The following is an 18,484-nucleotide window of genomic DNA, read 5'->3' on the forward strand; positions in this document are numbered from 1 at the left end:
CCTGGATCGCCACGCGCCGCGCCGACGCCTTGTCGCCAAGTGCCCGCATGGTGTCCGCGCGCGGGCCGATGAAGGTGATCCCTGCGGCCTTGCAGGCGTCCACGAAGTCGGGGTTTTCGGACAAAAGGCCATAGCCGGGGTGGATTGCGTCCGCGCCGCTTTCCTTGGCGACCCGGATGATCTCGGGGATGGACAGATAGGCCGCGACCGGCCCCAGCCCTTCGCCGATCCGGTAGGCCTCGTCCGCCTTGAAGCGGTGCAGGCCCAGCTTGTCCTCCTCGGCATAGACCGCGACCGTCCGCTTGCCCAACTCGTTCGCGGCCCGCATCACGCGGATCGCAATCTCGCCCCGGTTGGCAATCAGGATTTTGTTGAACATGCGGAGACCTTTCAGAAGGCGGGTGCCCGGCTGCGCGCCAGGCACCCTGGGGAGGAGGGGCGAGGAGCGCCCCATCCGATGCCGCGGGAGGAGGCGGCAGCGGATTCTCAGACCGGGACGGTCATCCACTGTCGTGCGGCCGATGAGGCTTGGACCGTCTCGACCAGCCGCTGGACGCGCAGGCCCGCCGCGAAACCGAAAGGTTCGGGACTTTCATCGGCGATTGCGCGCAGATAGCCTTCGACTTCGATGGCTTTCAGATCGTTAAAACCGATCTGATGGCCGGGCGCGACGCAGAAGCGGCCATAGGGCGAGTGATCGGGACTGGCTTCGATACGGCGGAAACCGCGTCGGCCGGGCGGGTCATCCGTTGAATAGAAATGCAGCTCGTTGAAGCGTTCCTGGCTGAAGGCCAGCGCGCCCTTCGTGCCATAGACCTCGAAGTCATGCTGCATCTTGCGGCCGGTGGCGATCCAGTTGCCCTCGATCGAGCCTTGTGCGCCATTCGCAAAACGCAGAAAAGCGCGGCCCACGTCGTCCACGGTCACGGGACTTGCGCCGCCCCGGCCGTCCGGGCGGCTGTCGACCATGGTGACGCAATCGCCCATGACCTCAATGATCGGACCCAGCAGGAATTCGGCCGTGGCCAGCGCATGGCTACCGATGTCAGCCAAGGCACCGCCCCCTGCCGGATCATGACGGAAGCTCCACGGGCCGGTTGCATCCGCCATGTAATCTTCGGCGTGCAATCCGCGATAGCCCCGGATCTCGCCCAGTTCGCCCGCTGCGATCATCTCTCGCGCCAGGCGCAGCATCGGATTGCAAAGATAGTTGAAACCGACCTGCGTCTTGACGCCTTTCGCCGCTGCCGCCCTGGCCATTTCCTGCGCGTCGGCGGCCAGCGGGGCCAGAGGTTTTTCACAGTAGACGTGCTTCCCGGCGGCGATGGCGGCCAAGGCCATGTCCTTGTGCAGTGCGTTGGGCGCGGTGATGTCGATCACGTCGATGTCGGGGTCAACGATCATGCTGCGCCAGTCGGACGTGGCCTTCGCAAAACCGAAATCGGCGGCGGCGCGTGCGGCGGCCTCTTCGGTCACATCGGCAACGGTATGCAGTTCCAGCCGATAGGGCAGGTCGAAGACCTTTTGTGCCGTGGCGAAACCGAAGACATGGGCCTTGCCCATGAAGCCGGTGCCGATCAGGCCGATGCGAAGGACGGGCTTTTCAGCCATGACGGACACTCCGGGACGGGGATGGGGCCGCGCCGTCCAGATACGCGGCGATGTGGCGGATGTCCTTCGGCCACACGGCGGGCAGGTCCGCAGAACGGGACGGCTGCTCCAGCAGCCGCGCCACGAGGATTGCTTCGGGGATCCGGTCAGGCATGGGCAAAGGCCCGGTTGACCACCAGATCCGCATCGATGCTGCCATTCAGATAGTTCAGCGCATTCTCGACCGAGGCGATGGCCATCCGTTCGCCGCATTCGGCCGTCAGCCCCGCGATATGGGGCGACAGGATGGCGTTCGACTGGACAAACAGCGGCGAACCCTGCGGCGGCTCGTGGTCGAACACGTCCACCCCGGCTGCGCCCACCTGACCCGAGGCCAGCGCCAGCGCCAGGGCCGTCTCGTCCACCACGCCGCCGCGCGCGGTGTTGGCCAGGATAAGGCCGGGCCGCATCCGGGCGATCTCGGCCGCGCCGATGGCGGGCTTCTCGCTTTTCGGGATATGGACTGAGATGCAATCGGCCCAGGCCAGTCCTTCGTCCAGACTGACCGGCGGCACCGGTCCCTCGGGCCAGCCCATCCGTTCCAGGAACGGGTCATAGGCGCGGACCTGCATGGCAAAGCCGTGCGCCATGCGCGCCAGATGCCGGCCGATCCGGCCATAGCCCAGGATCAGCAAGTTCTTGCCCGAGATTTCCTGCTGTTCCAGCCGGTTCCGCCAGCCCCATTGGCCAGGCTCACGCACTGCGCGGTCGGCCAGCAGCACGCGCTTGGCGCCGGCCAGAAGCTGCATCATCGCATGTTCCGCGACCGAGACCGAGTTCACGTCGCCGACGATGGTCAGCCCGATGCCGCGTTCGTTCAGCGCGGCCAGATCGACCGAATCATAACCGACGCCGTGGCGGGACACGACCTTCAACCGTTCGGCCATCGCTACGGTCGGTGCCGAAAGCGGCTGGGTGCGGATCACCAGAGCATCGGCCCTGGAAATCAGCGGGGCATAGGATTCCTCGGACACCTCGGTCACATAATCCACCGTCACACCGCGAGCTGGCAGGTCGCGCAGCAGCGCCTCGCCGGCTGGATGCAACTTTCCGGCGACAAGAAGATGCGGCATCAATAGGCCCCTTTCGTGGCTTGGACCGGCTTTGCGCCCGTCAGGTCGCGCCATGCCGCCACCGATGCGGCAGCGGCGGTGGCCAGCAGGCGCGAATCGCCGCCGACCGTGGTCAGATCGAAGCCCCAGCCGATGGCTTTCGCGGCATAGTCCGGGGTGCCGCAATGCAGGCAGGCCACGATGCCATTCGACCGACAGGCATCCTTGACGCGCTGGATCAGCGCGATCATCTCGGGTTCCTCGCGGTCGAACGCGGGGGGCAGGCGGCCCGCTTGGGTTCCCAGCGTCAGGTCGGCCGGGCCGATATAGATCCCGTCTAGCCCCGGGGTGGCGGCGATGGCGTCCAGATTGTCGATTCCCTGCTGGGTTTCGATCATCGCCAGCGCCAGCACCTGATCGTTTGCCGCCACCCCATAGCCGCCATAGGCGAAAGCCGCGCGGGTCGGACCGAAGCTGCGTTGGCCCAGCGGCGGATAACGCACGTAGCTGACGAATTCCGCCGCCTCCTGCGGGGTGTTGACCATCGGGCAGATGATGCCCTGAGCGCCCGCGTCCAGGGCCTTCATGATGGCGCCCGGTTCCCGCCACGGCACGCGGACTATTGGCGTCACGCCGGATGCACGCATCGCCTGCAACATCGGCAGGACGGCGGCATAATCCAGCGCGCCGTGCTGGGCGTCAATGGTGACGGAATCATAGCCTTGCGCCGCCATGATCTCGGCCGTGAAGGCATTGCCGATCGACAGCCAGCCATTGATGGCGGGGCGACCCTCGGCCCATTGGGCTTTCAGCTTGTTGGTGAACATGCGCGCCTCCTCAGAACACGATCTGCGCAAGCTTGGTGTCGAGGTAATCCTCGACCCCCTCGATCCCGCCTTCGCGGCCCATGCCGGAATGGTTGGTGCCGCCGAAGGGCGCCTCGGATGCCGCCAGCGCAAAGCTGTTGATCCCAACCATGCCGGCCTTCAGGGCCGCCACCGTGCGCCGAGCCCGGTCGGGCGAGCGGGTGAAGGCATAGGCCGACAGCCCCATGTCGGACGCATTGGCGCGTTGGATCACCTCGTCCTCGGTCGAGAAGCGGGTGATCGCGGCGATGGGGCCGAAATTCTCCTCGGCAAAGACCTTCATGTCGTCGGTCACGTCGGTCAGCACCGTGGGTTCGAAGAAGAAGCCGCTGTTCAGATGCGCCGGACGCTTGCCGCCGTGGGCAAGGGTCGCGCCGTTGCGGATGGCGTCTTGCACGATCGAGTCGATCTCATCCAGCCTGCCGGCGTTGATCAGCGGTCCCATCCCGGTGTCCGGATCCAGGCCGTCGCCCAGCCGGATCTTGGCCGCACGCGCCACGAAGCCCTCGACGAAATCGTCGTGCAGGCTGTCGTGGACGAAGATCCGGTCGGGCGTCACGCAGACCTGCCCGCAATTTGCGAACTTGGTCGGCACGGTCAGGTCTAGCACGCTTTCCAGATCGGCGTCGTCATGGATGATCAGCGGCGCATTGCCGCCCAGTTCCATCGACACCTTCTTCACGGTATCGGCCGCGTCGCGGATCATCTGCTGGCCCACGCGGGTGGATCCGGTCAAGCTGACCTTGCGCACGCGCGTATCGGCCATGATCGGGGCATAGGTGTTTCCGGTCGAGCCGACGACGAGGTTGATCGCCCCGTCGGGCAGGCCCGCCGCACGCAGGCAATCGACCATGACCATGGCCACCCCCGGCGTCTGCGACGAGGGGCGCAGCACCACCGGGCAACCGGCGGCCAGGGCCGGGGCTAACTTGCGGGCGGGCAGGGCGGCGGGAAAGTTCCAGGCGGTGAAGGCGCCGGCGATGCCCACCGGCTCTCGGGTCACTTCAAAGCGGCCGCCAGGCACCCGGCTTTCGACGATGCGGCCATAGATGCGGCGCGCTTCCTCGGCGAACCAGCGGAACTGGTCGCAGGCCAGCGCCCATTCCCGGCCCGCCTGGGCGATCGGCTTGCCAGTCTCGGTCGCGATCATCCGCGCACCCTCATCGGTGCGGCGCATCATCTCATCCGCCGCCTTGTGCAGGGCATCGGCGCGGGCGAAACCGCCCATCTCGCGCAGCTTGGGCAGCGCGCGGGCGGCGGCATCCAGCGCGGCGCGGGTTTCTTTGGCGGTCGCCATCGGCACCTGGCCCAGCGGCTTTTCGGTGACCGGAGAGATGACTTCGGCGGTGGAAGTGCCGGGGGTCCAGCCCCCGTCGATGAACAGTCCGAATTGCAAATACATGGCTTATCCAATCTCCGATGTGTTGACCGTGCGGCCTTCGGCGGCCGAACGGATCGCCGCTTCGGCCAGAAGCAGGGCCTGCCGTCCATCCTCGAAGCCGACGGGAACCGGGTTGCCCTGTTCGATGGCATCCACAAAGGCGCTGATCTCGGCGGCGAAGGCATCGGCATAGCGGTCGATGAAGAAGTTCTTCAGCGGCGCGGCCCGGTCGGTGAACTCCTCGCCATAGAAACGCACATGATCCATCGGCCGGTTTTCCGAAATCGCCATACCGGCGCTGCCGAACGCCTCGACCCGCTGGTCATAGCCATAGACCGCGCGGCGTGAGTTGCTAATGATCGCCTGCTTGCCCGATGCGGTCTTCAGCACCACCGTCACCGTGTCATAGTCGTCGCAACGCTTCATCAGATCGGGATCGACAAGCCGCGAGCCGGTCGCCGTGACCTCGGTCACGTCCTCGCCCAGGATGAAGCGGGCCATGTCGAAGTCGTGGATGGTCATGTCGCGGAAGATGCCGCCGGACGCCTCGATATAGGCGTCGGACGCCATGCCGGGATCGCGCGAAGTGATGACAACCTGGTGCAGATCGCCGACCTTGCCTGATTCGACGGCCTGCCGCACACCCGCGTGACCGCTATCGAACCGGCGCACGAAGCCCAGCATGATCGGCACAGGGGTTCCAGCAATGGCCGTTGCGCAGGCATTCACCCGGTCCAGCGACAGGTCGATGGGCTTTTCGCACAGGATGGCCTTCCCGGCCGCCACCGCCTGCTCGAGCAAATCGGCATGGGTCGCCGTCGAGGTGGCGATGAGAACGGCATCGACATCCGGTGAGGCCAACACAGCCTCAACCGAATCGAACTGCGGAACGTTCAGGTTGGCAGCCACTTCAGCAGCTGCCGGGGCGTGAATATCATAGACGCCCGCCAACCGGGCACGCGGATGCGCGGCGATGTTTTCAGCGTGCATCCGGCCGATACGGCCGGTGCCGAGAACGGCGATTCCTGTCATGGGCTCCTCCCGAAATAGCTTCCGCAATAATCATTGCAGAACTATTGCATTGTCAATCATCATTCCGTAGTGTCTTTCAAAACCCATCCGCAGGAGGAGGCGAGATGACCGCGAAGACCGTGCGCCTGACCATGTCTCAGGCCCTTGTCCGTTACCTTTGCAACCAGTTCACCGAGATCGAGGGCGAGCGTGTGCCGCTGTTCGCGGGCGTGTTCGGCATCTTCGGCCACGGCAACGTCAGCTGCTTGTCCGAGGCGCTGGAGCAGGTGCAGGACCAGTTGCCGACCTGGCGCGGCCAGAACGAACAGTCGATGGCCTTGGCCGCGGTCGGCTTTGCCAAGGCCAAGCGGCGGCGCCAGATCATGGTGGCCGCCACCTCGATCGGGCCGGGTGCCTTGAACATGGTGACGGCGGCGGGCACGGCCATGGCCAACCGTCTGCCGGTGCTGCTGCTGGCGGGGGACACCTTCGCCAATCGCCTGCCCGATCCGGTGCTGCAACAGGTCGAGCATTTCGGTGATCCCACCTTGACCTGCAACGACGCCTTCAAGCCCGTGGTCCGCTATTGGGACCGGATCACGCTGCCCGAGCAGATCCTGCAATCGCTGCCGCAGGCGGTGGCGACCATGCTGGACCCGGCGGATTGCGGCCCGGCCTTCATTGGACTGGCGCAGGACACGCAGGAAGTCGCCTTCGATTATCCCGAGGTCTTCTTCGAGCCACGCACCTGGAAGATCCCGCGCCCGCGTCCCGACCGTGATTCGGTCGCGGCGGCGGCGGAACTGCTGAAGTCTGCCAAGCGCCCGCTGATCATCTCGGGCGGGGGTGTGCGCTATTCGCTGGCGGAAGACGCACTGGCCGATTTTGCGGCGCGGCGCGGCATCCCGATGGTCGAGACCATCGCCGGCAAGGGCGCACTGACCCATGACCACCCGGTTCATGCCGGTCCCATCGGCATCGTCGGCTCCACCTCGGCCAATGCGTTGGCGAAAGAGGCGGACGTGATCCTGGCCGTCGGCACGCGGCTGCAGGATTTTACCACCGGATCGTGGACGGCCTTTGCGCCGGACGCGCAGTTCGTCTCGATCAACGCGGCGCGGTTCGATGCGGTGAAGCACCGTTCCCTGCCCGTGGTGGGGGACGCGTTGGAAACCGTCGGCGAACTGGACGCGGCGCTTGGCGATCATGCCGCCGAGCCTGGGCTGATGACGCGGGCCAAGGTTCTGTTCTCGGAATGGAACAAGACCCTGGACGATCATCAGGCGCCGACCAACGACCCGGTGCCGTCCTATGCGCAGGTGATCGGCGTCCTGAACAAGGTCGCGGGGCCGGACGACACGCTGATCGGTGCCGCCGGCGGCACGCCGGGCGAGATCACCAAGGGCTGGCGCGTCAAGAACCCGAACACCTTCGACTGCGAATTCGGGTTTTCCTGCATGGGTTACGAGATCGCGGCCGGCTGGGGCTGCGCAATGGCCCAGGAAGGGCCGGGCGCCACGGGTGGCACGCCGATCGTGATGCTGGGCGACGGCACCTACATGATGATGAACTCGGACATCTATTCGGCGGCCCTGACCGGCCACAAGATGGTTGTCGTCGTCTGCGACAATGGCGGCTATGCGGTGATCAACCGGTTGCAGCAGGCCAAAGGTGTTCCTGGCTTCAACAACCTGCTGACCGATTGCCGCGTCCAGAACCGCGACAGTCCGCTGCACGTCGATTTCGTGAAACATGCCGAGGCAATGGGGGCGCGCGCGATCAAGGCCGAAAGCCTTGCCGATCTGGAAAACGCCATGAAGACGGCGTTGGACCATGACGGTGTGACCGTCATCAACATCGTCTCGGATGCCCGGAAATGGGTGCCGGGCGATGCCGACTGGGACGTAGGCGTGCCCGAGGTCTCGAACTTCGAAAAGGTCCGCGCGGCGCGGGCCGCGCAGGAAAAGATCCGCGAAGCGCAGCGGGTGGGGGTCTGACCCATGAAGGCAAGACTGGGCATCGCGCCCATTGCATGGTGGAACGACGATCTCGCGGAACTGTCCGACGATGTCAGCCTCGAGGAATGCCTGCGCCAGGCGTTCGAGGCGGGCTTCACCGGCATGGAAACCGGTCGCCGGTTCCCGATGGACATGGCCGAACTTGGGCCGATCCTCGACCGCTACGGGATTTCTGTTTGCGGGGGCTGGTTCTCGGGCCTGCTGCTGGATGGGGATATCGAGGCTGAAAAGGACCGGATCGCGCAGCAAATGGCGTTCTTCATCGCCGCTGGCGCGCCCTACATCGTTTACGGTGAAACGGCGCGTTCCATCCAGGGCGTGCGTTCGGCACCCTTGGCGACCAAACCGAAGCTGTCCGAAGCCGAAATGGATGCCTATGGCCGCAAGATGTCCGACTTCGCCGATTGGTGCGCCGGGCAGGGGATGCCGATCAGCTATCATCACCACATGGCGGCAGCGGTCGAGACCGAGGCGGAACTGGATCTGTTCATGCAGCACTCGTCCGTGCCGCTGCTGTTCGACGCGGGCCACATGGCCTTTGCCGGCGGCGACGTGATGCGGGTGATCGAGAACCACCATGCCCGCATAACTCATGTCCACACCAAGGACATCCGGCGCGCGGTCGTGGACGGGCTGGACCGCAGCCGCGAAAGCTTCCTCGATGCCGTGATCAAGGGCGCGTTCACGGTGCCTGGCGACGGTTCGCTGGATTTCGAAGCCATCGTCAAGGCGCTGGCCGACAAAGGCTATGAAGGCTGGTTCGTCGTGGAAGCCGAACAGGATCCGGTCGCCAATCCGCCGCTGGACATGGCGATCAAGGGTCACAAGGAATTGCTGCGCGTCATGGACGCGGCAGGCTACGAGGTCGTGAGATGAACCGCATTGAAGGAAGGATCGCCGTCATTACCGGCGGCACGCAGGGTTTGGGCGCTGCCATCGCACGGCTGTTTGCCGAGGCTGGTGCCGCAGGCATCGTGGTCGTCGGACGTGGCGTCGAAAAGGGGCAGGCGGTCGCAAAGGCGATCACCGACGCAACTGGCGTCCCGGTCGAGATGGTCGCCGCCGATCTGGGGGATATCGACGATGTGCGCGGCATCGTCCCTGCCGCCGACCGGCGCTTCGGCAGGGTGGATATTCTGGTGAACGCCGCCGGCCTGACCGATCGCGGCAATATGCTGAACACCACGCCCGAATTGTTCGACCGGATGTTTGCGGTCAATGCTCGAGCGCCCTTTTTCCTGATGCAGGACGCAGCGAAGGTCATGATCCGCGAATGTATCGAGGGCAGGATCGTCAATATCGGCTCGATGTCGGGTCTGGTGGGTCAGCCGTTCCTCGCCCCTTATGCAGGGTCGAAAGGTGCATTGGCGACCTTGACCCGTCACGCCGGGTTCTCGCTGATGCGCCACCGCATCCATGTGAACCAACTCGATATCGGCTGGATGAATTCCGACCATGAACGCGCGCTGGTGCTGTCGGAAACTGGCGATCCCAATTTCATCGACCGCGCAGCGGCTCAAAAACCCTTTGGCCGCATTCTCGACCCCGCCGAGGTCGCGCGCGCCGTCCTGTGGATGGCGTCCGACGACAGCGGCATGATGACCGGGGCGGTGATCCCCTTCGACCAGTCGGTCCATGGCGGCTATGACGATGCGCCGGTTCCCGCCGGCAAGCTGGAGGCATGACAATGCGCACGATCAAGGGACCGGGCGTCTTCCTGGCACAGTTCGCGGCCGATGACGCGCCCTACAACTCTCTGCCCAGCCTGGCGAAATGGGCGGCGGACAAGGGCTTCAAGGGCGTGCAGATCCCGACATGGGACACGCGGTTGATCGACATGAAGCAGGCCGCCGAAAGCGATGCCTATTGCGACGAGATCAAGGGAATGCTGGCCGATCACGGCTTGCAGATCACCGAATTTGCCTCGCATATCACCGGGCAGCTGGTGGCAGTGCATCCCGCCCATGACATGATCATGGACAGCTTCGCGCCGGAAGAGGTGCGGGGAAATCCCTCCGTCCGTCGCGCCTGGGCCGAGGAACAGCTGCGCTTCGCCGCCCGCGCATCGAAGCGCCTTGGAATCGAACGGCATGTCACGTTCTCGGGCGCGCTGCTGTGGCCTTATCTCTATCCTTACCCGCAATGGCCCGAGGGGCTGGTCGAGGAAGGCTTTGAGGAACTTGCGAAACGCTGGGTGCCGATCCTCGACGATTTCGACGCGCATGGCGTGGATGTCTGCTATGAAATCCACCCCTGCGAGGATCTGCATGATGGCCATAGCTGGGAGTTCTTCCTTGAGAAGGTGAAGAACCATTCCCGCGCCAACCTGATGTATGATCCCAGCCATTTCGTGCTTCAGGCGCTGGACTACCTGGCGTTCATCGACCACTACCATGATCGGATCAAGACCTTCCACGTCAAGGATGCCGAGTTTCGCCCCGATGGCAAATCGGGCGCCTATGGCGGCTATCAGCCCTGGTCGAAGCGCGCCGGCCGCTTCCGCAGCCCCGGCGACGGGCAAGTCGATTTCGGGGCGATCTTCACCAAGCTGACCACCTACGGCTTTGACGGCTGGGCGGTCCTGGAATAGGAGTGCTTCGTCAAGAATCCCGAGGATGGTGCCCGCGAAGGCGCCCAGTTCATTGCGGATCACATCATCCGGGTGTCGGACCGCGCTTTCGACGATTTCGTAAAATCCGGCGCCAATCGCAGCGCCAACCGGGCCATGCTCGGACTGGAGGAAGCATGAAACCCTTGCGGCTTGGAATGGTCGGCGGCGGACAGGGCGCCTATATCGGCAACATCCATCGCCTCGCCTCGCGGCTGGATGGCCAGTGGCAGCTTGTCGCCGGGGCCTTCGACGTGGACCCGCAACGGGGCCGGGACTTCGCAATCGCGCAGGGGCTGGATCCCACCCGCAGCTACGGCACCTATGAGGAACTGATTGACGGCGAAAGCGGCCGCGACGATCGGGTCGATGCCGTGGCCATCTGCACGCCGAATTTCACCCATTACCCGATCGCCAGGGCGCTGATCGAGGCGGGCTTCGACGTGATCTGCGAAAAGCCCCTGACCGCGACGCTGGAGGATGCCGTAGCGTTGGAAAAGCTGGCGCGCGAAAGCGGCCGCTTCGTCGGCGTGACCTATACCTATTCCGGTTATCCGATGGTGCATGAGGCCCGCGTTCGCGTCGCTCGCGGCGAATTGGGCAGGGTCCGCACCGTGCAGGTGGAGTATCCGCTGGAGTGGATGGCGACCGCCATCGAGCAGTCGGGGAATGCCCAGGCCGCCTGGCGCACCGATCCCAGGAAGAACGGTCGCGGCGGGTCCATCGGCGATATCGGCACCCATGCCTATCACTTGGCGGGCTTCGTGACCGGGCTGAAGCTGGAGGCACTGACCGCCGATCTGGCAACTTTTGTCGGCGGTCGGGCACTCGATGACAACGCGCATGTCATGATGCGCTACCAAGGCGGGGCGCGGGGACTGCTCTGGTCTTCGCAGGTCGCCATCGGCAATTCCAACGGTGTGCGGCTCCGGGTCTTTGGCGAGAAAGGCTCGCTGCAATGGTTCCAGGAACAGCCCAACGAACTGGTGTTCACCCCGCTTGATGGTCGCGTGCAGGCCATCAAGCGCGGCGCCGAGGATCTGTCTGAGGATGCCAAGGTCCGCACCCGCACGCCCCCTGGCCACCCCGAAGGCTATCTGGAAGCCTTCGCCAACCTCTATGCCGGTTTCGCCGAGGCGATCCGCGCGCGGCAGGAAGGCCGCGAGCCGGGCGCGTTGGGGCAGAACGTGCCTCTGGCCTATGACGGGCTGAAGGGCGTCGCCTTCGTCGAGGCGGTCGTGGACAGTCATGAGGCGGCCGATCAGCCCTGGCTGACGCCCGTGGCGGTCTGACAGATGGCTGCGGCGTCCCGCATTCGGGGCCGCGTAGCCACGGGACGGGACGAGGAAGATATGAAGACCCTTGACCTGATCACCATCGGCCGCGCGGGCGTTGACCTTTACGGCGCGCAGGTTGGTGGTCGTCTTGAGGACATGGGGTCGTTCCGCAAGTATATCGGCGGGTCTCCGACAAACATCGCCTGCGGGACGGCGCGGCTGGGGCTGCGGTCAGGGCTGATCACGCGGGTGGGCGACGAGCACATGGGCCGCTTCATCCGCGAGCAGCTGGTGCGCGAGGGCGTGGACGTGCGGGGGGTCGCGACGGACCCCGAGCGGCTGACGGCGCTGGTGATCCTGGGCATCCGGGACCAGGAGCAGTTTCCGCTGATCTTCTATCGCAGCGACTGCGCGGACATGGCCTTGTGCGAGGACGACATCGACGAGGCGCTGATCGCCGACGCCCGCGCGGTGCTGGCGACCGGCACGCATCTGAGCCATCCGCGCACCGAGGCCGCCGTCATCAAGGCGCTGGATCTGGCCCGCAGGCACGGCGCGCGCACGGCGCTCGACATCGACTACCGCCCGAACCTCTGGGGGCTGGCGGGGCACGGGGCGGGCGAAAGCCGCTTTGTGGAAAGCGCCGCCGTGACGGCCCGGCTGCAAGCGACGCTGCTCTTGTTCGACCTAATCGTGGGAACCGAGGAGGAGTTCCACATCGCGGGCGGGACGACGGATACCATCGCGGCGTTGCGCGCGGTGCGGGCGGTGAGCGATGCCACGCTGGTCTGCAAGCGGGGGGCGGCGGGCGCGGTGGCCTTCACCGGCGTCATCCCCGACACGCTGGATGAGGGCGAGGCAGGGCCGGGCTTCCCGATCGAGGTCTTCAACGTCCTTGGCGCGGGCGACGGCTTCTTCTCGGGCCTGATGAAGGGCTGGCTGGACGGCGAGCCTTGGCCCAAGGCGCTGGAATACGCCAATGCCTGCGGAGCGCTGGCTGTTTCCCGCCACGGCTGCACGCCCGCCTATCCCAGCCTTGCGGAACTGGAATTCTTCCTCAAGCGTGGCGTGCTGCGCCCTGATTTGCGCAATGACCCGGAACTGGAACAAGTCCACTGGGCCACCAACCGGCACCGGCGCACCGGGGGCGACTGGTCCACCATGCGGGTCTTCGCCTTCGACCACCGGATGCAGTTGGAACAGATGCCGGGATACACGCCCGCGAAGGGCGGCGCCTTCAAGGAACTGTGCCTGAAGGCCGCCTTGCAGGTGCAGGCCGGCCGTTCGGGCTATGGCATCCTGTGCGACAACCGCATCGGCCGTGACGCGCTGCACGCGGCATCGGGCACGGGTCTGTGGATCGGCCGCCCCGCCGAATGGCCCGGATCGCGGCCGCTGGAGCTTGAGCCGGAACTGGGCCTCGACTGCGGCGGCTTGGAAGGCTGGGCGCGCGAGAACGTGGTGAAGGTGCTGTGCTTCTGCCATCCCGGCGATGATGCGGAGACCCGGGCAGGCCAGGAGGAGACGGTGAAGCGCCTGTGGCAGGCCGCGCGCCGCAACGACCTGGAGTTCCTGCTGGAGATCATCCCCTCGAAGGCCGGCCCGGTGGACAACGAGACCACCGCCACCCTGATCCGGCAGTTCTATGCGGCGGGCGTGTATCCCGACTGGTGGAAGCTGGAACCGATGACGGAACCCGTGGCCTGGCGCAAGGCCATCGCCGCCATCGAGGAGAACGACCCCCACACCCGCGGCATCGTGGTCCTGGGCCTCGACGCGCCCGAGGCCGAGCTTGCGGAAAGCTTTGCCGTGGCCGCAAGCTTTCCGCTGGTCCGTGGCTTTGCGGTGGGGCGCACGATCTTCGGCGCGGTGGCGCGGGCCTGGCTGGACGGCGACCTGACCGACGACGAGGCGGTGGGCGAGATGGCGCGCCGATACGGCAGGCTCTGCGGCATCTGGGACAAGGCGCGCGCGCGTCGATCGTGAAAGGCCCTGCCATGTTCGATCTCGACGACGTCTTCTATCGACCGCTCTGGGTTAGAGTGCTGCTGGTTTCTCTGGCTCTGGGCTGGGGCGTTTTCGAGTTTGGATCCGGGGCGCCATTCTTCGGTGTTATCTTCGTGGCCATCGCAGTTTACGCGGCCTGACGATTCTTCGTGATATTCGACCCCGACCGGCTCAGAGAGGAAAGATGAACGATCTACTGCTAAGGCCCGCCGCCACAAGCGGCAAGATCTTCGATGTCACACCGCAATCGGCGGGCTGGAAATATGTCGGTTTCGGTCTTTACCGTTTGAGTCCTGGCGAAACCGTGGCGGAAGATACCGGCGGCAATGAGGTCATCCTAGTGATGGTCGAGGGCAAGGCCGGTTTTCACGCAGCGGGCCAGGACTGGGGCGTGCTGGGCGACCGCATGAGCGTCTTCGACAAGACCCCGCCGCACAGCCTTTACGTCCCGAACGGCCAGCGATGGCACGCCGTCGCCCAGACCGACTGCATCATTGCCGTCTGCGGTGCTCCGGCTCACGGCGGACACAAGGCACGCCGCCTTGGGCCTGACGGCATCATGCTGACCCAGCGCGGCGAGGGATCGAATACCCGCTACATCAACAATATCGCGATGGAGGCCGATCCGGTCGCCGACAGCCTTTTGATCACCGAGGTGTTCACCCCTGCGGGCAACTGGTCGTCCTATCCCAGCCATCGGCATGACGAGGACGACTTCCCCCGCATCACCTATCTTGAGGAAACCTATTACCACCGCCTGAACCCGGCCAACGGCTTCGGCTTTCAGCGCGTCTATACCGACGACGGCGGTCTGGACGAAACCATGGCCGTCCGGGACGGCGATGTCGTTCTGGTGCCGCGCGGCCATCATCCTTGCGGTGTGCCGGTGGGGTTCGAGATGTATTACCTGAACGTCATGGCTGGCCCCTTGCGCAAATGGCGCTTCGTTCCCGCGCCAGAAGTCGCCCACTTGGTCTAGGGCCTGACTTCCGGCAGAATGGCGACGGGCTTGGCACGAGGGCTATCCGGCGTCATGGGATCGTTGCTATTCCGGCATGAGGATCTGCAATTTCACATCCGTCTCGCGTGCCTCGACGGCGCGGTCGAAGCCGGTGATGCTATCCTCGAAAGGGATGGTGGCCGAGATCAGCGGCTTCAGATCCACCTTGCCCGAGGCGATCAGCGCGATAGCGCGGTCATAGACGTTGGCATAGCGGAAGACAGTCTCCACCCGCAGTTCCTTGGCCTGCAAGCCGACGATATCGACCGGAACCGGATTGACCGGCATTCCGACCAGCACGATGGCTCCGCCGGGACGCGCCAATTCGTGCAGGTGAAGGATCGCCGGGGCCGCGCCGGAACATTCGAAAACGCTATCGGCGCCCCAGCCCCCGGTCGCCTCGGCCACGGCTTCGGCCAGCGGGCGGTTGCGGATGTTCACCGTCTCGATGCCGTCATAGGCGCCGATGATGTCCAGCTTGGGCTGGGCAAGGTCGGCCACGATGGCCCGCGCGCAGCCTCCCGCCAGCGCCGCCAACGCCACCATCATGCCGATGGGGCCTGCGCCGGTGATGACCGCTACGTCGCCCGGCTGGATGCGTGCCCGCAGCGCCGCCTGCATCCCGATGGCGAAAGGCTCGACCATGGCGCCTTCCGCGAAGCTGACATTGTCGGGCAGCTTGTAGGTGAAGGCGGCAGGATGGATCACCTCGGGCGTCAGGCAGCCATGCACCGGCGGTGTTGCCCAGAAGGTCACGGCCGGATCCACATTGTAGATCCCCAGCCTTGAGGCGCGCGAAACGGGATCGGGAATCCCCGGTTCCATGCAGACCCGGTCGCCGGCCTTCGGATCGGTGACCTCGGCTCCGACCTCGATCACCGTGCCCGATGCCTCGTGTCCCAGCACCATCGGCGCGTTGACGACGAAATGGCCGATCTTGCCGTGGGTGTAATAATGCACGTCCGAGCCGCAGATGCCGACCGTATGGGTCTTGATCCGCACGTCCTTTGGCCCCAGCCGACCGGGGATGTCGAAATCCCGCAGCGACAGCTCGCCCTTTTCTTCCAGAACCAGTGCCTTCATTCCATCTCCTCGCAGTGACGCAGAATGCGCGCCATGGGACGCCGTATCTTTCACATTTTTCTACGGCTCTCGGCGCGGTTCATCCGGAAAATCCTTGAGCGTTTCCTTCTGGGTGATGAGACGGGCCGAGTTCTGTCCCGAGAGGAACACCCATAGCCAGCTCAGCGCGACGAACAGCCGCGAGCGGGTGCCGATCAGGAAATAGATATGGGCAATTCCCCAGATCCACCAGGCAAACCAGCCGGTCATCCTGAAGCGCCCGAATTCGATCACCGCCGCATTGCGCCCGATGGTCGCCAGATTGCCCATGTCGCGATAACTAACCCGGATAATTCATGAAGCCGTAGTCTTCTGCTCACGGGGCCGGTTTTCCGGGTCTCGAGCTTGTCGCGCGCATCCGGCGTCAGCGTCCGGTTGGCAGGTCGGCCGGTGACTTGGGTCTTGGGTGGTGCGGATTGATGTTTGGGGGTTGTCGGGGCGCTCGCGTCAGGCTGTTTTCGGTGGGGCGAGGGCGTCGAAGAGAAGGTGGAGAAGTCCCCGTCGCGGGCACGATGCCGGCAGCGTGACGATGATCCGGGTCTTCTTCTCGACGATGGTTGCGGCCAGCTTGACGAGATGCAGCCGCAGCGTGTCGAACTGGGCACGGCGCCACGGGGATCTCCTTGGACAGGCGGCGCGCAGCTTCCACCAGAGCCAGTAGGCGCAGCTGTGCAGCATCAGACGCATCTGGTTGGCGTTCGCCTTCGAGCATGATGTTCGGTCTGATGCGAGATGGGTCTTCCATGCCTTGATGTGGTTCTCGGCCTGGCCGCGAGCGGAATAGAGCTTCTCGTAAAGATGCTTGCCGCGGCCACCCTCGAGATTGGTGACGATGTAGCGGGTGTCCCGGCCCATGGGGCCAACCTCGACGCGGGCGATGACGCGGCTCGGTCTCGACCAGGACCGGGCGGCGTAGGAGAAGGTTCTTCGGTGCGGGAGAGGGCGGCTTCGATCTCGGCGCGCTCGGCTTCGAGCACGTCCATCTTCTCCTTCATGGAACCGGATATCCGCATCGAGGAGAAGGACGGGATGCTGACCGTGCAGGTCTTCGGCGTGGACGTGTTCAAGCCGCAGACAGGCTCAGTTGAAAGCGAGGGCACGGACAGCATCGCCTTGTGGATGCTGGACACGGACTACAACGAAGAGTCGTTCTTCGTCCGCCACGCCTATTTCCTGGGGGCAAATGATCCCTAGGTCATGTTGACAAAAGGGCACCTCGATTTTTGACCTTTTCCGGTCGCGGGTCGCGGGCTCGGCGGCTTGAAATGGGCGTGATGCCACCCGTCAGTGCCCTTGTGCGCTACGGGGTCTTTGATGCTTTGCCTGTCGCGCGCGGCGTTTCGTGCCGCACGACTTGATTTCCGCGCCCCTGGGTTAGCCCGGGCACGGGTTCAGGCGGCTCAGCTGGCCGAGGCGGCGCATGTTGTAAGCGAGGTTCTTCATCCCGATCTTCGCCTTCGCCCGCACCATGCCGATCGTGCGCACCAGCGTGCCGCCCATGTCATTGGTCTGCGCGCCGAAGACATGCTCGACCCGGGCACGCACCGAGGATTTGGTCCGGTTGCTGCTTTTGGCCTGCTCGGTCAGCGGCTTGCCGCGCTTGCCCTTGCGGTGGATGTGGCTCTTCAGCTTCATGCCGCGCAGCTTGGCTTCCATCTCCTCGGACCGATAGGCCGGATCGGCCCAGACCCCCGCGCCGGTATTGCCCCGCGTCAGCAGGTGGTCCACCGCTTGGCTGTCATGCAGGGCGGCATCGCTGACATGGTAACGTCTTACCAGCTTGTGCTTCCTGTCCATGCTCACATGGTTCTTGTAGCCATAGTGGGATTTACCGTGCTTCTTGGTCCAGCGGGCATCAACGTCCTTCTGTGACCGCTTGGCCGGTTTGTCGGACCAGCCCTCGGGCACCTCACCGCTCTTGATCGCCTTGTTTTCCTCGCGCGTGTTGTGGTTCTTCGGCACCGGGACGATGGAGGCATCCAGGATCTGCCCTCCCCGCGCGATGTAACCCCGGCGCGCCAGATAGCCGTCGAACTGCTTGAACAGCGCCTCCACCAGGCCCGCCTGCGCCAGCGCTTCGCGATAAAGCCACACCGTCTTGGCATCGGGCACCCGGTCCTCAAGCCCTAGGCCGAGGAACCGCATGAATGACAAACGGTCGCGCACCTGATACTCGATCTGGTCGTCGGACAGGTTGTAGAGCGCGCCCAGGACCAGTGTCTTGAACATCAGAACGGCGTCCATCGGCTTGCGCCCGGCGCGCGACTTCCGCTCCGCATCTGGCTTGCGCCAAACCCGCTCCAGCGTCGGGCGGAACTCCTCCCACGGCACAACGGCGTCAATCTCGACCAAGGGGTCCTTCTTGGCATCCAGGCTCGCATAGCGGTCCGAAAGATCGAAGAAACCCATCTGTGCCATCGTTACGCCCAAGCAGCCGATCACCCCCCGTTCATACCGCAGCAACTCGGGCCGGGCAATTTTTCGAGGTGCCC

The 18,484-nt window shown here is 64.9% G+C and carries 17 protein-coding genes and 2 pseudogenes; 9 read left to right on the forward strand and 10 right to left on the reverse strand.

The genetic code is table 11. The annotated features are described in order from the left end of the window. From ACTJI6_RS21550 to iolG, 6 genes are all read right to left on the reverse strand, one after another. A partial coding sequence (locus ACTJI6_RS21550) for a biotin carboxylase N-terminal domain-containing protein (RefSeq protein ID WP_440803579.1) occupies nucleotides 1-379 on the reverse strand: 379 nt, incomplete at its 3' end. A gap of 107 nt (nucleotides 380-486) precedes the next feature. Continuing rightward, nucleotides 487-1,611 carry a Gfo/Idh/MocA family protein gene (locus ACTJI6_RS21555; RefSeq protein WP_440803581.1) on the reverse strand — a complete coding sequence of 375 codons (1,125 nt, stop codon included), beginning with the start codon at nucleotides 1,609-1,611 and terminating at the stop codon, nucleotides 487-489. Nucleotides 1,612-1,757: 146 nt separating this feature from the next. Continuing rightward, nucleotides 1,758-2,723 carry a hydroxyacid dehydrogenase gene (locus tag ACTJI6_RS21560; RefSeq protein WP_440803583.1) on the reverse strand — a complete coding sequence of 322 codons (966 nt, stop codon included), beginning with the start codon at nucleotides 2,721-2,723 and terminating at the stop codon, nucleotides 1,758-1,760. After that, complete coding sequence (locus ACTJI6_RS21565) at nucleotides 2,723-3,529, reverse strand: HpcH/HpaI aldolase family protein (RefSeq protein WP_440803584.1); 807 nt, start codon at nucleotides 3,527-3,529, stop codon at nucleotides 2,723-2,725. Before ACTJI6_RS21565 ends, ACTJI6_RS21560 begins: the two co-directional genes overlap by 1 nt. Before the next feature lie 10 nt (nucleotides 3,530-3,539). Beyond that, a complete protein-coding gene (locus ACTJI6_RS21570) occupies nucleotides 3,540-4,970 on the reverse strand; it encodes an NAD-dependent succinate-semialdehyde dehydrogenase (protein WP_440803587.1) in 1,431 nt (476 codons plus the stop codon). Nucleotides 4,971-4,973: 3 nt separating this feature from the next. Further along, entirely contained in the window at nucleotides 4,974-5,981 is a 1,008-nt protein-coding gene (gene iolG / locus ACTJI6_RS21575) for an inositol 2-dehydrogenase (RefSeq protein ID WP_440803588.1), read from the reverse strand. Nucleotides 5,982-6,085: 104 nt separating this feature from the next. Between iolG and iolD the strand changes: the two genes are divergently transcribed. The 8 genes and pseudogenes from iolD (at nucleotide 6,086) to iolB (ending at nucleotide 14,849) form a co-directional block, all read left to right on the forward strand. Then, complete coding sequence (gene iolD, locus ACTJI6_RS21580) at nucleotides 6,086-7,957, forward strand: 3D-(3,5/4)-trihydroxycyclohexane-1,2-dione acylhydrolase (decyclizing) (RefSeq protein WP_440803590.1); 1,872 nt, start codon at nucleotides 6,086-6,088, stop codon at nucleotides 7,955-7,957. 3 nt (nucleotides 7,958-7,960) lie between these two features. After that, the gene (gene iolE, locus ACTJI6_RS21585) at nucleotides 7,961-8,854 is read left to right on the forward strand and encodes a myo-inosose-2 dehydratase (protein ID WP_440803593.1); all 894 of its coding nucleotides are present in this window, start codon (nucleotides 7,961-7,963) and stop codon (nucleotides 8,852-8,854) included. Then, nucleotides 8,851-9,663 (forward strand): SDR family oxidoreductase, encoded by an 813-nt coding sequence (locus tag ACTJI6_RS21590; protein WP_440803595.1) that lies wholly within the window; start codon nucleotides 8,851-8,853, stop codon nucleotides 9,661-9,663. The genes iolE and ACTJI6_RS21590 overlap by 4 nt, the downstream gene beginning before the upstream one ends. A gap of 2 nt (nucleotides 9,664-9,665) precedes the next feature. Then, nucleotides 9,666-10,727, forward strand: a pseudogene (locus ACTJI6_RS21595) (sugar phosphate isomerase/epimerase family protein). A gap of 17 nt (nucleotides 10,728-10,744) precedes the next feature. Continuing rightward, the gene (locus ACTJI6_RS21600) at nucleotides 10,745-11,878 is read left to right on the forward strand and encodes a Gfo/Idh/MocA family protein (protein WP_440803607.1); all 1,134 of its coding nucleotides are present in this window, start codon (nucleotides 10,745-10,747) and stop codon (nucleotides 11,876-11,878) included. A gap of 60 nt (nucleotides 11,879-11,938) precedes the next feature. Continuing rightward, nucleotides 11,939-13,849: a bifunctional 5-dehydro-2-deoxygluconokinase/5-dehydro-2-deoxyphosphogluconate aldolase gene (locus ACTJI6_RS21605; protein WP_440803597.1), complete on the forward strand. Its 1,911-nt coding sequence runs from the start codon at nucleotides 11,939-11,941 to the stop codon at nucleotides 13,847-13,849. A gap of 11 nt (nucleotides 13,850-13,860) precedes the next feature. Next, the gene (locus tag ACTJI6_RS21610; protein ID WP_440803598.1) at nucleotides 13,861-14,010 is read left to right on the forward strand and encodes a DUF3329 domain-containing protein; all 150 of its coding nucleotides are present in this window, start codon (nucleotides 13,861-13,863) and stop codon (nucleotides 14,008-14,010) included. A 44-nt stretch (nucleotides 14,011-14,054) separates the two neighbouring features. Beyond that, nucleotides 14,055-14,849, forward strand: coding sequence for a 5-deoxy-glucuronate isomerase (gene iolB, locus ACTJI6_RS21615; RefSeq protein ID WP_440803600.1), 795 nt, complete (start codon nucleotides 14,055-14,057; stop codon nucleotides 14,847-14,849). Nucleotides 14,850-14,915: 66 nt separating this feature from the next. On the opposite strand, the gene ACTJI6_RS21620 is transcribed toward iolB, so the two are convergent. The 3 genes and pseudogenes from ACTJI6_RS21620 to ACTJI6_RS21630 form a co-directional block, all read right to left on the reverse strand. After that, complete coding sequence (locus tag ACTJI6_RS21620; RefSeq protein ID WP_440803601.1) at nucleotides 14,916-15,953, reverse strand: NAD(P)-dependent alcohol dehydrogenase; 1,038 nt, start codon at nucleotides 15,951-15,953, stop codon at nucleotides 14,916-14,918. A gap of 60 nt (nucleotides 15,954-16,013) precedes the next feature. After that, nucleotides 16,014-16,262, reverse strand: coding sequence for a hypothetical protein (locus tag ACTJI6_RS21625; RefSeq protein ID WP_440803603.1), 249 nt, complete (start codon nucleotides 16,260-16,262; stop codon nucleotides 16,014-16,016). A gap of 177 nt (nucleotides 16,263-16,439) precedes the next feature. Beyond that, nucleotides 16,440-16,922, reverse strand: a pseudogene (locus ACTJI6_RS21630) (transposase); the annotation flags it as partial. A 63-nt stretch (nucleotides 16,923-16,985) separates the two neighbouring features. On the opposite strand from ACTJI6_RS21630, the gene ACTJI6_RS21635 reads away from it, so the two are divergent. Continuing rightward, the gene (locus ACTJI6_RS21635; protein WP_440803605.1) at nucleotides 16,986-17,186 is read left to right on the forward strand and encodes a hypothetical protein; all 201 of its coding nucleotides are present in this window, start codon (nucleotides 16,986-16,988) and stop codon (nucleotides 17,184-17,186) included. A 180-nt stretch (nucleotides 17,187-17,366) separates the two neighbouring features. On the opposite strand, the gene ACTJI6_RS21640 is transcribed toward ACTJI6_RS21635, so the two are convergent. Continuing rightward, entirely contained in the window at nucleotides 17,367-18,410 is a 1,044-nt protein-coding gene (locus ACTJI6_RS21640; RefSeq protein WP_085502601.1) for an IS5 family transposase, read from the reverse strand. Between the last annotated feature and the right edge of the window lie 74 nt (nucleotides 18,411-18,484).

This window comes from Paracoccus sp. 22332 (assembly GCF_052045125.1).
Lineage (GTDB): Bacteria > Pseudomonadota > Alphaproteobacteria > Rhodobacterales > Rhodobacteraceae > Paracoccus > Paracoccus haematequi_A.

Coding starts and splice junctions, on each gene's coding strand:
- ACTJI6_RS21555 (WP_440803581.1), bottom strand. CDS start 1,611: ATGGCTGAAAAGCCCGTCCTTCGCATCGGCCTGATCGGCACCGGCTTC.
- ACTJI6_RS21560 (WP_440803583.1), bottom strand. CDS start 2,723: ATGCCGCATCTTCTTGTCGCCGGAAAGTTGCATCCAGCCGGCGAGGCG.
- ACTJI6_RS21565 (WP_440803584.1), bottom strand. CDS start 3,529: ATGTTCACCAACAAGCTGAAAGCCCAATGGGCCGAGGGTCGCCCCGCC.
- ACTJI6_RS21570 (WP_440803587.1), bottom strand. CDS start 4,970: ATGTATTTGCAATTCGGACTGTTCATCGACGGGGGCTGGACCCCCGGC.
- iolG (WP_440803588.1), bottom strand. CDS start 5,981: ATGACAGGAATCGCCGTTCTCGGCACCGGCCGTATCGGCCGGATGCAC.
- iolD (WP_440803590.1), top strand. CDS start 6,086: ATGACCGCGAAGACCGTGCGCCTGACCATGTCTCAGGCCCTTGTCCGT.
- iolE (WP_440803593.1), top strand. CDS start 7,961: ATGAAGGCAAGACTGGGCATCGCGCCCATTGCATGGTGGAACGACGAT.
- ACTJI6_RS21590 (WP_440803595.1), top strand. CDS start 8,851: ATGAACCGCATTGAAGGAAGGATCGCCGTCATTACCGGCGGCACGCAG.
- ACTJI6_RS21600 (WP_440803607.1), top strand. CDS start 10,745: ATGGTCGGCGGCGGACAGGGCGCCTATATCGGCAACATCCATCGCCTC.
- ACTJI6_RS21605 (WP_440803597.1), top strand. CDS start 11,939: ATGAAGACCCTTGACCTGATCACCATCGGCCGCGCGGGCGTTGACCTT.
- ACTJI6_RS21610 (WP_440803598.1), top strand. CDS start 13,861: ATGTTCGATCTCGACGACGTCTTCTATCGACCGCTCTGGGTTAGAGTG.
- iolB (WP_440803600.1), top strand. CDS start 14,055: ATGAACGATCTACTGCTAAGGCCCGCCGCCACAAGCGGCAAGATCTTC.
- ACTJI6_RS21620 (WP_440803601.1), bottom strand. CDS start 15,953: ATGAAGGCACTGGTTCTGGAAGAAAAGGGCGAGCTGTCGCTGCGGGAT.
- ACTJI6_RS21625 (WP_440803603.1), bottom strand. CDS start 16,262: ATGGGCAATCTGGCGACCATCGGGCGCAATGCGGCGGTGATCGAATTC.
- ACTJI6_RS21635 (WP_440803605.1), top strand. CDS start 16,986: ATGGAACCGGATATCCGCATCGAGGAGAAGGACGGGATGCTGACCGTG.
- ACTJI6_RS21640 (WP_085502601.1), bottom strand. CDS start 18,410: ATGGCACAGATGGGTTTCTTCGATCTTTCGGACCGCTATGCGAGCCTG.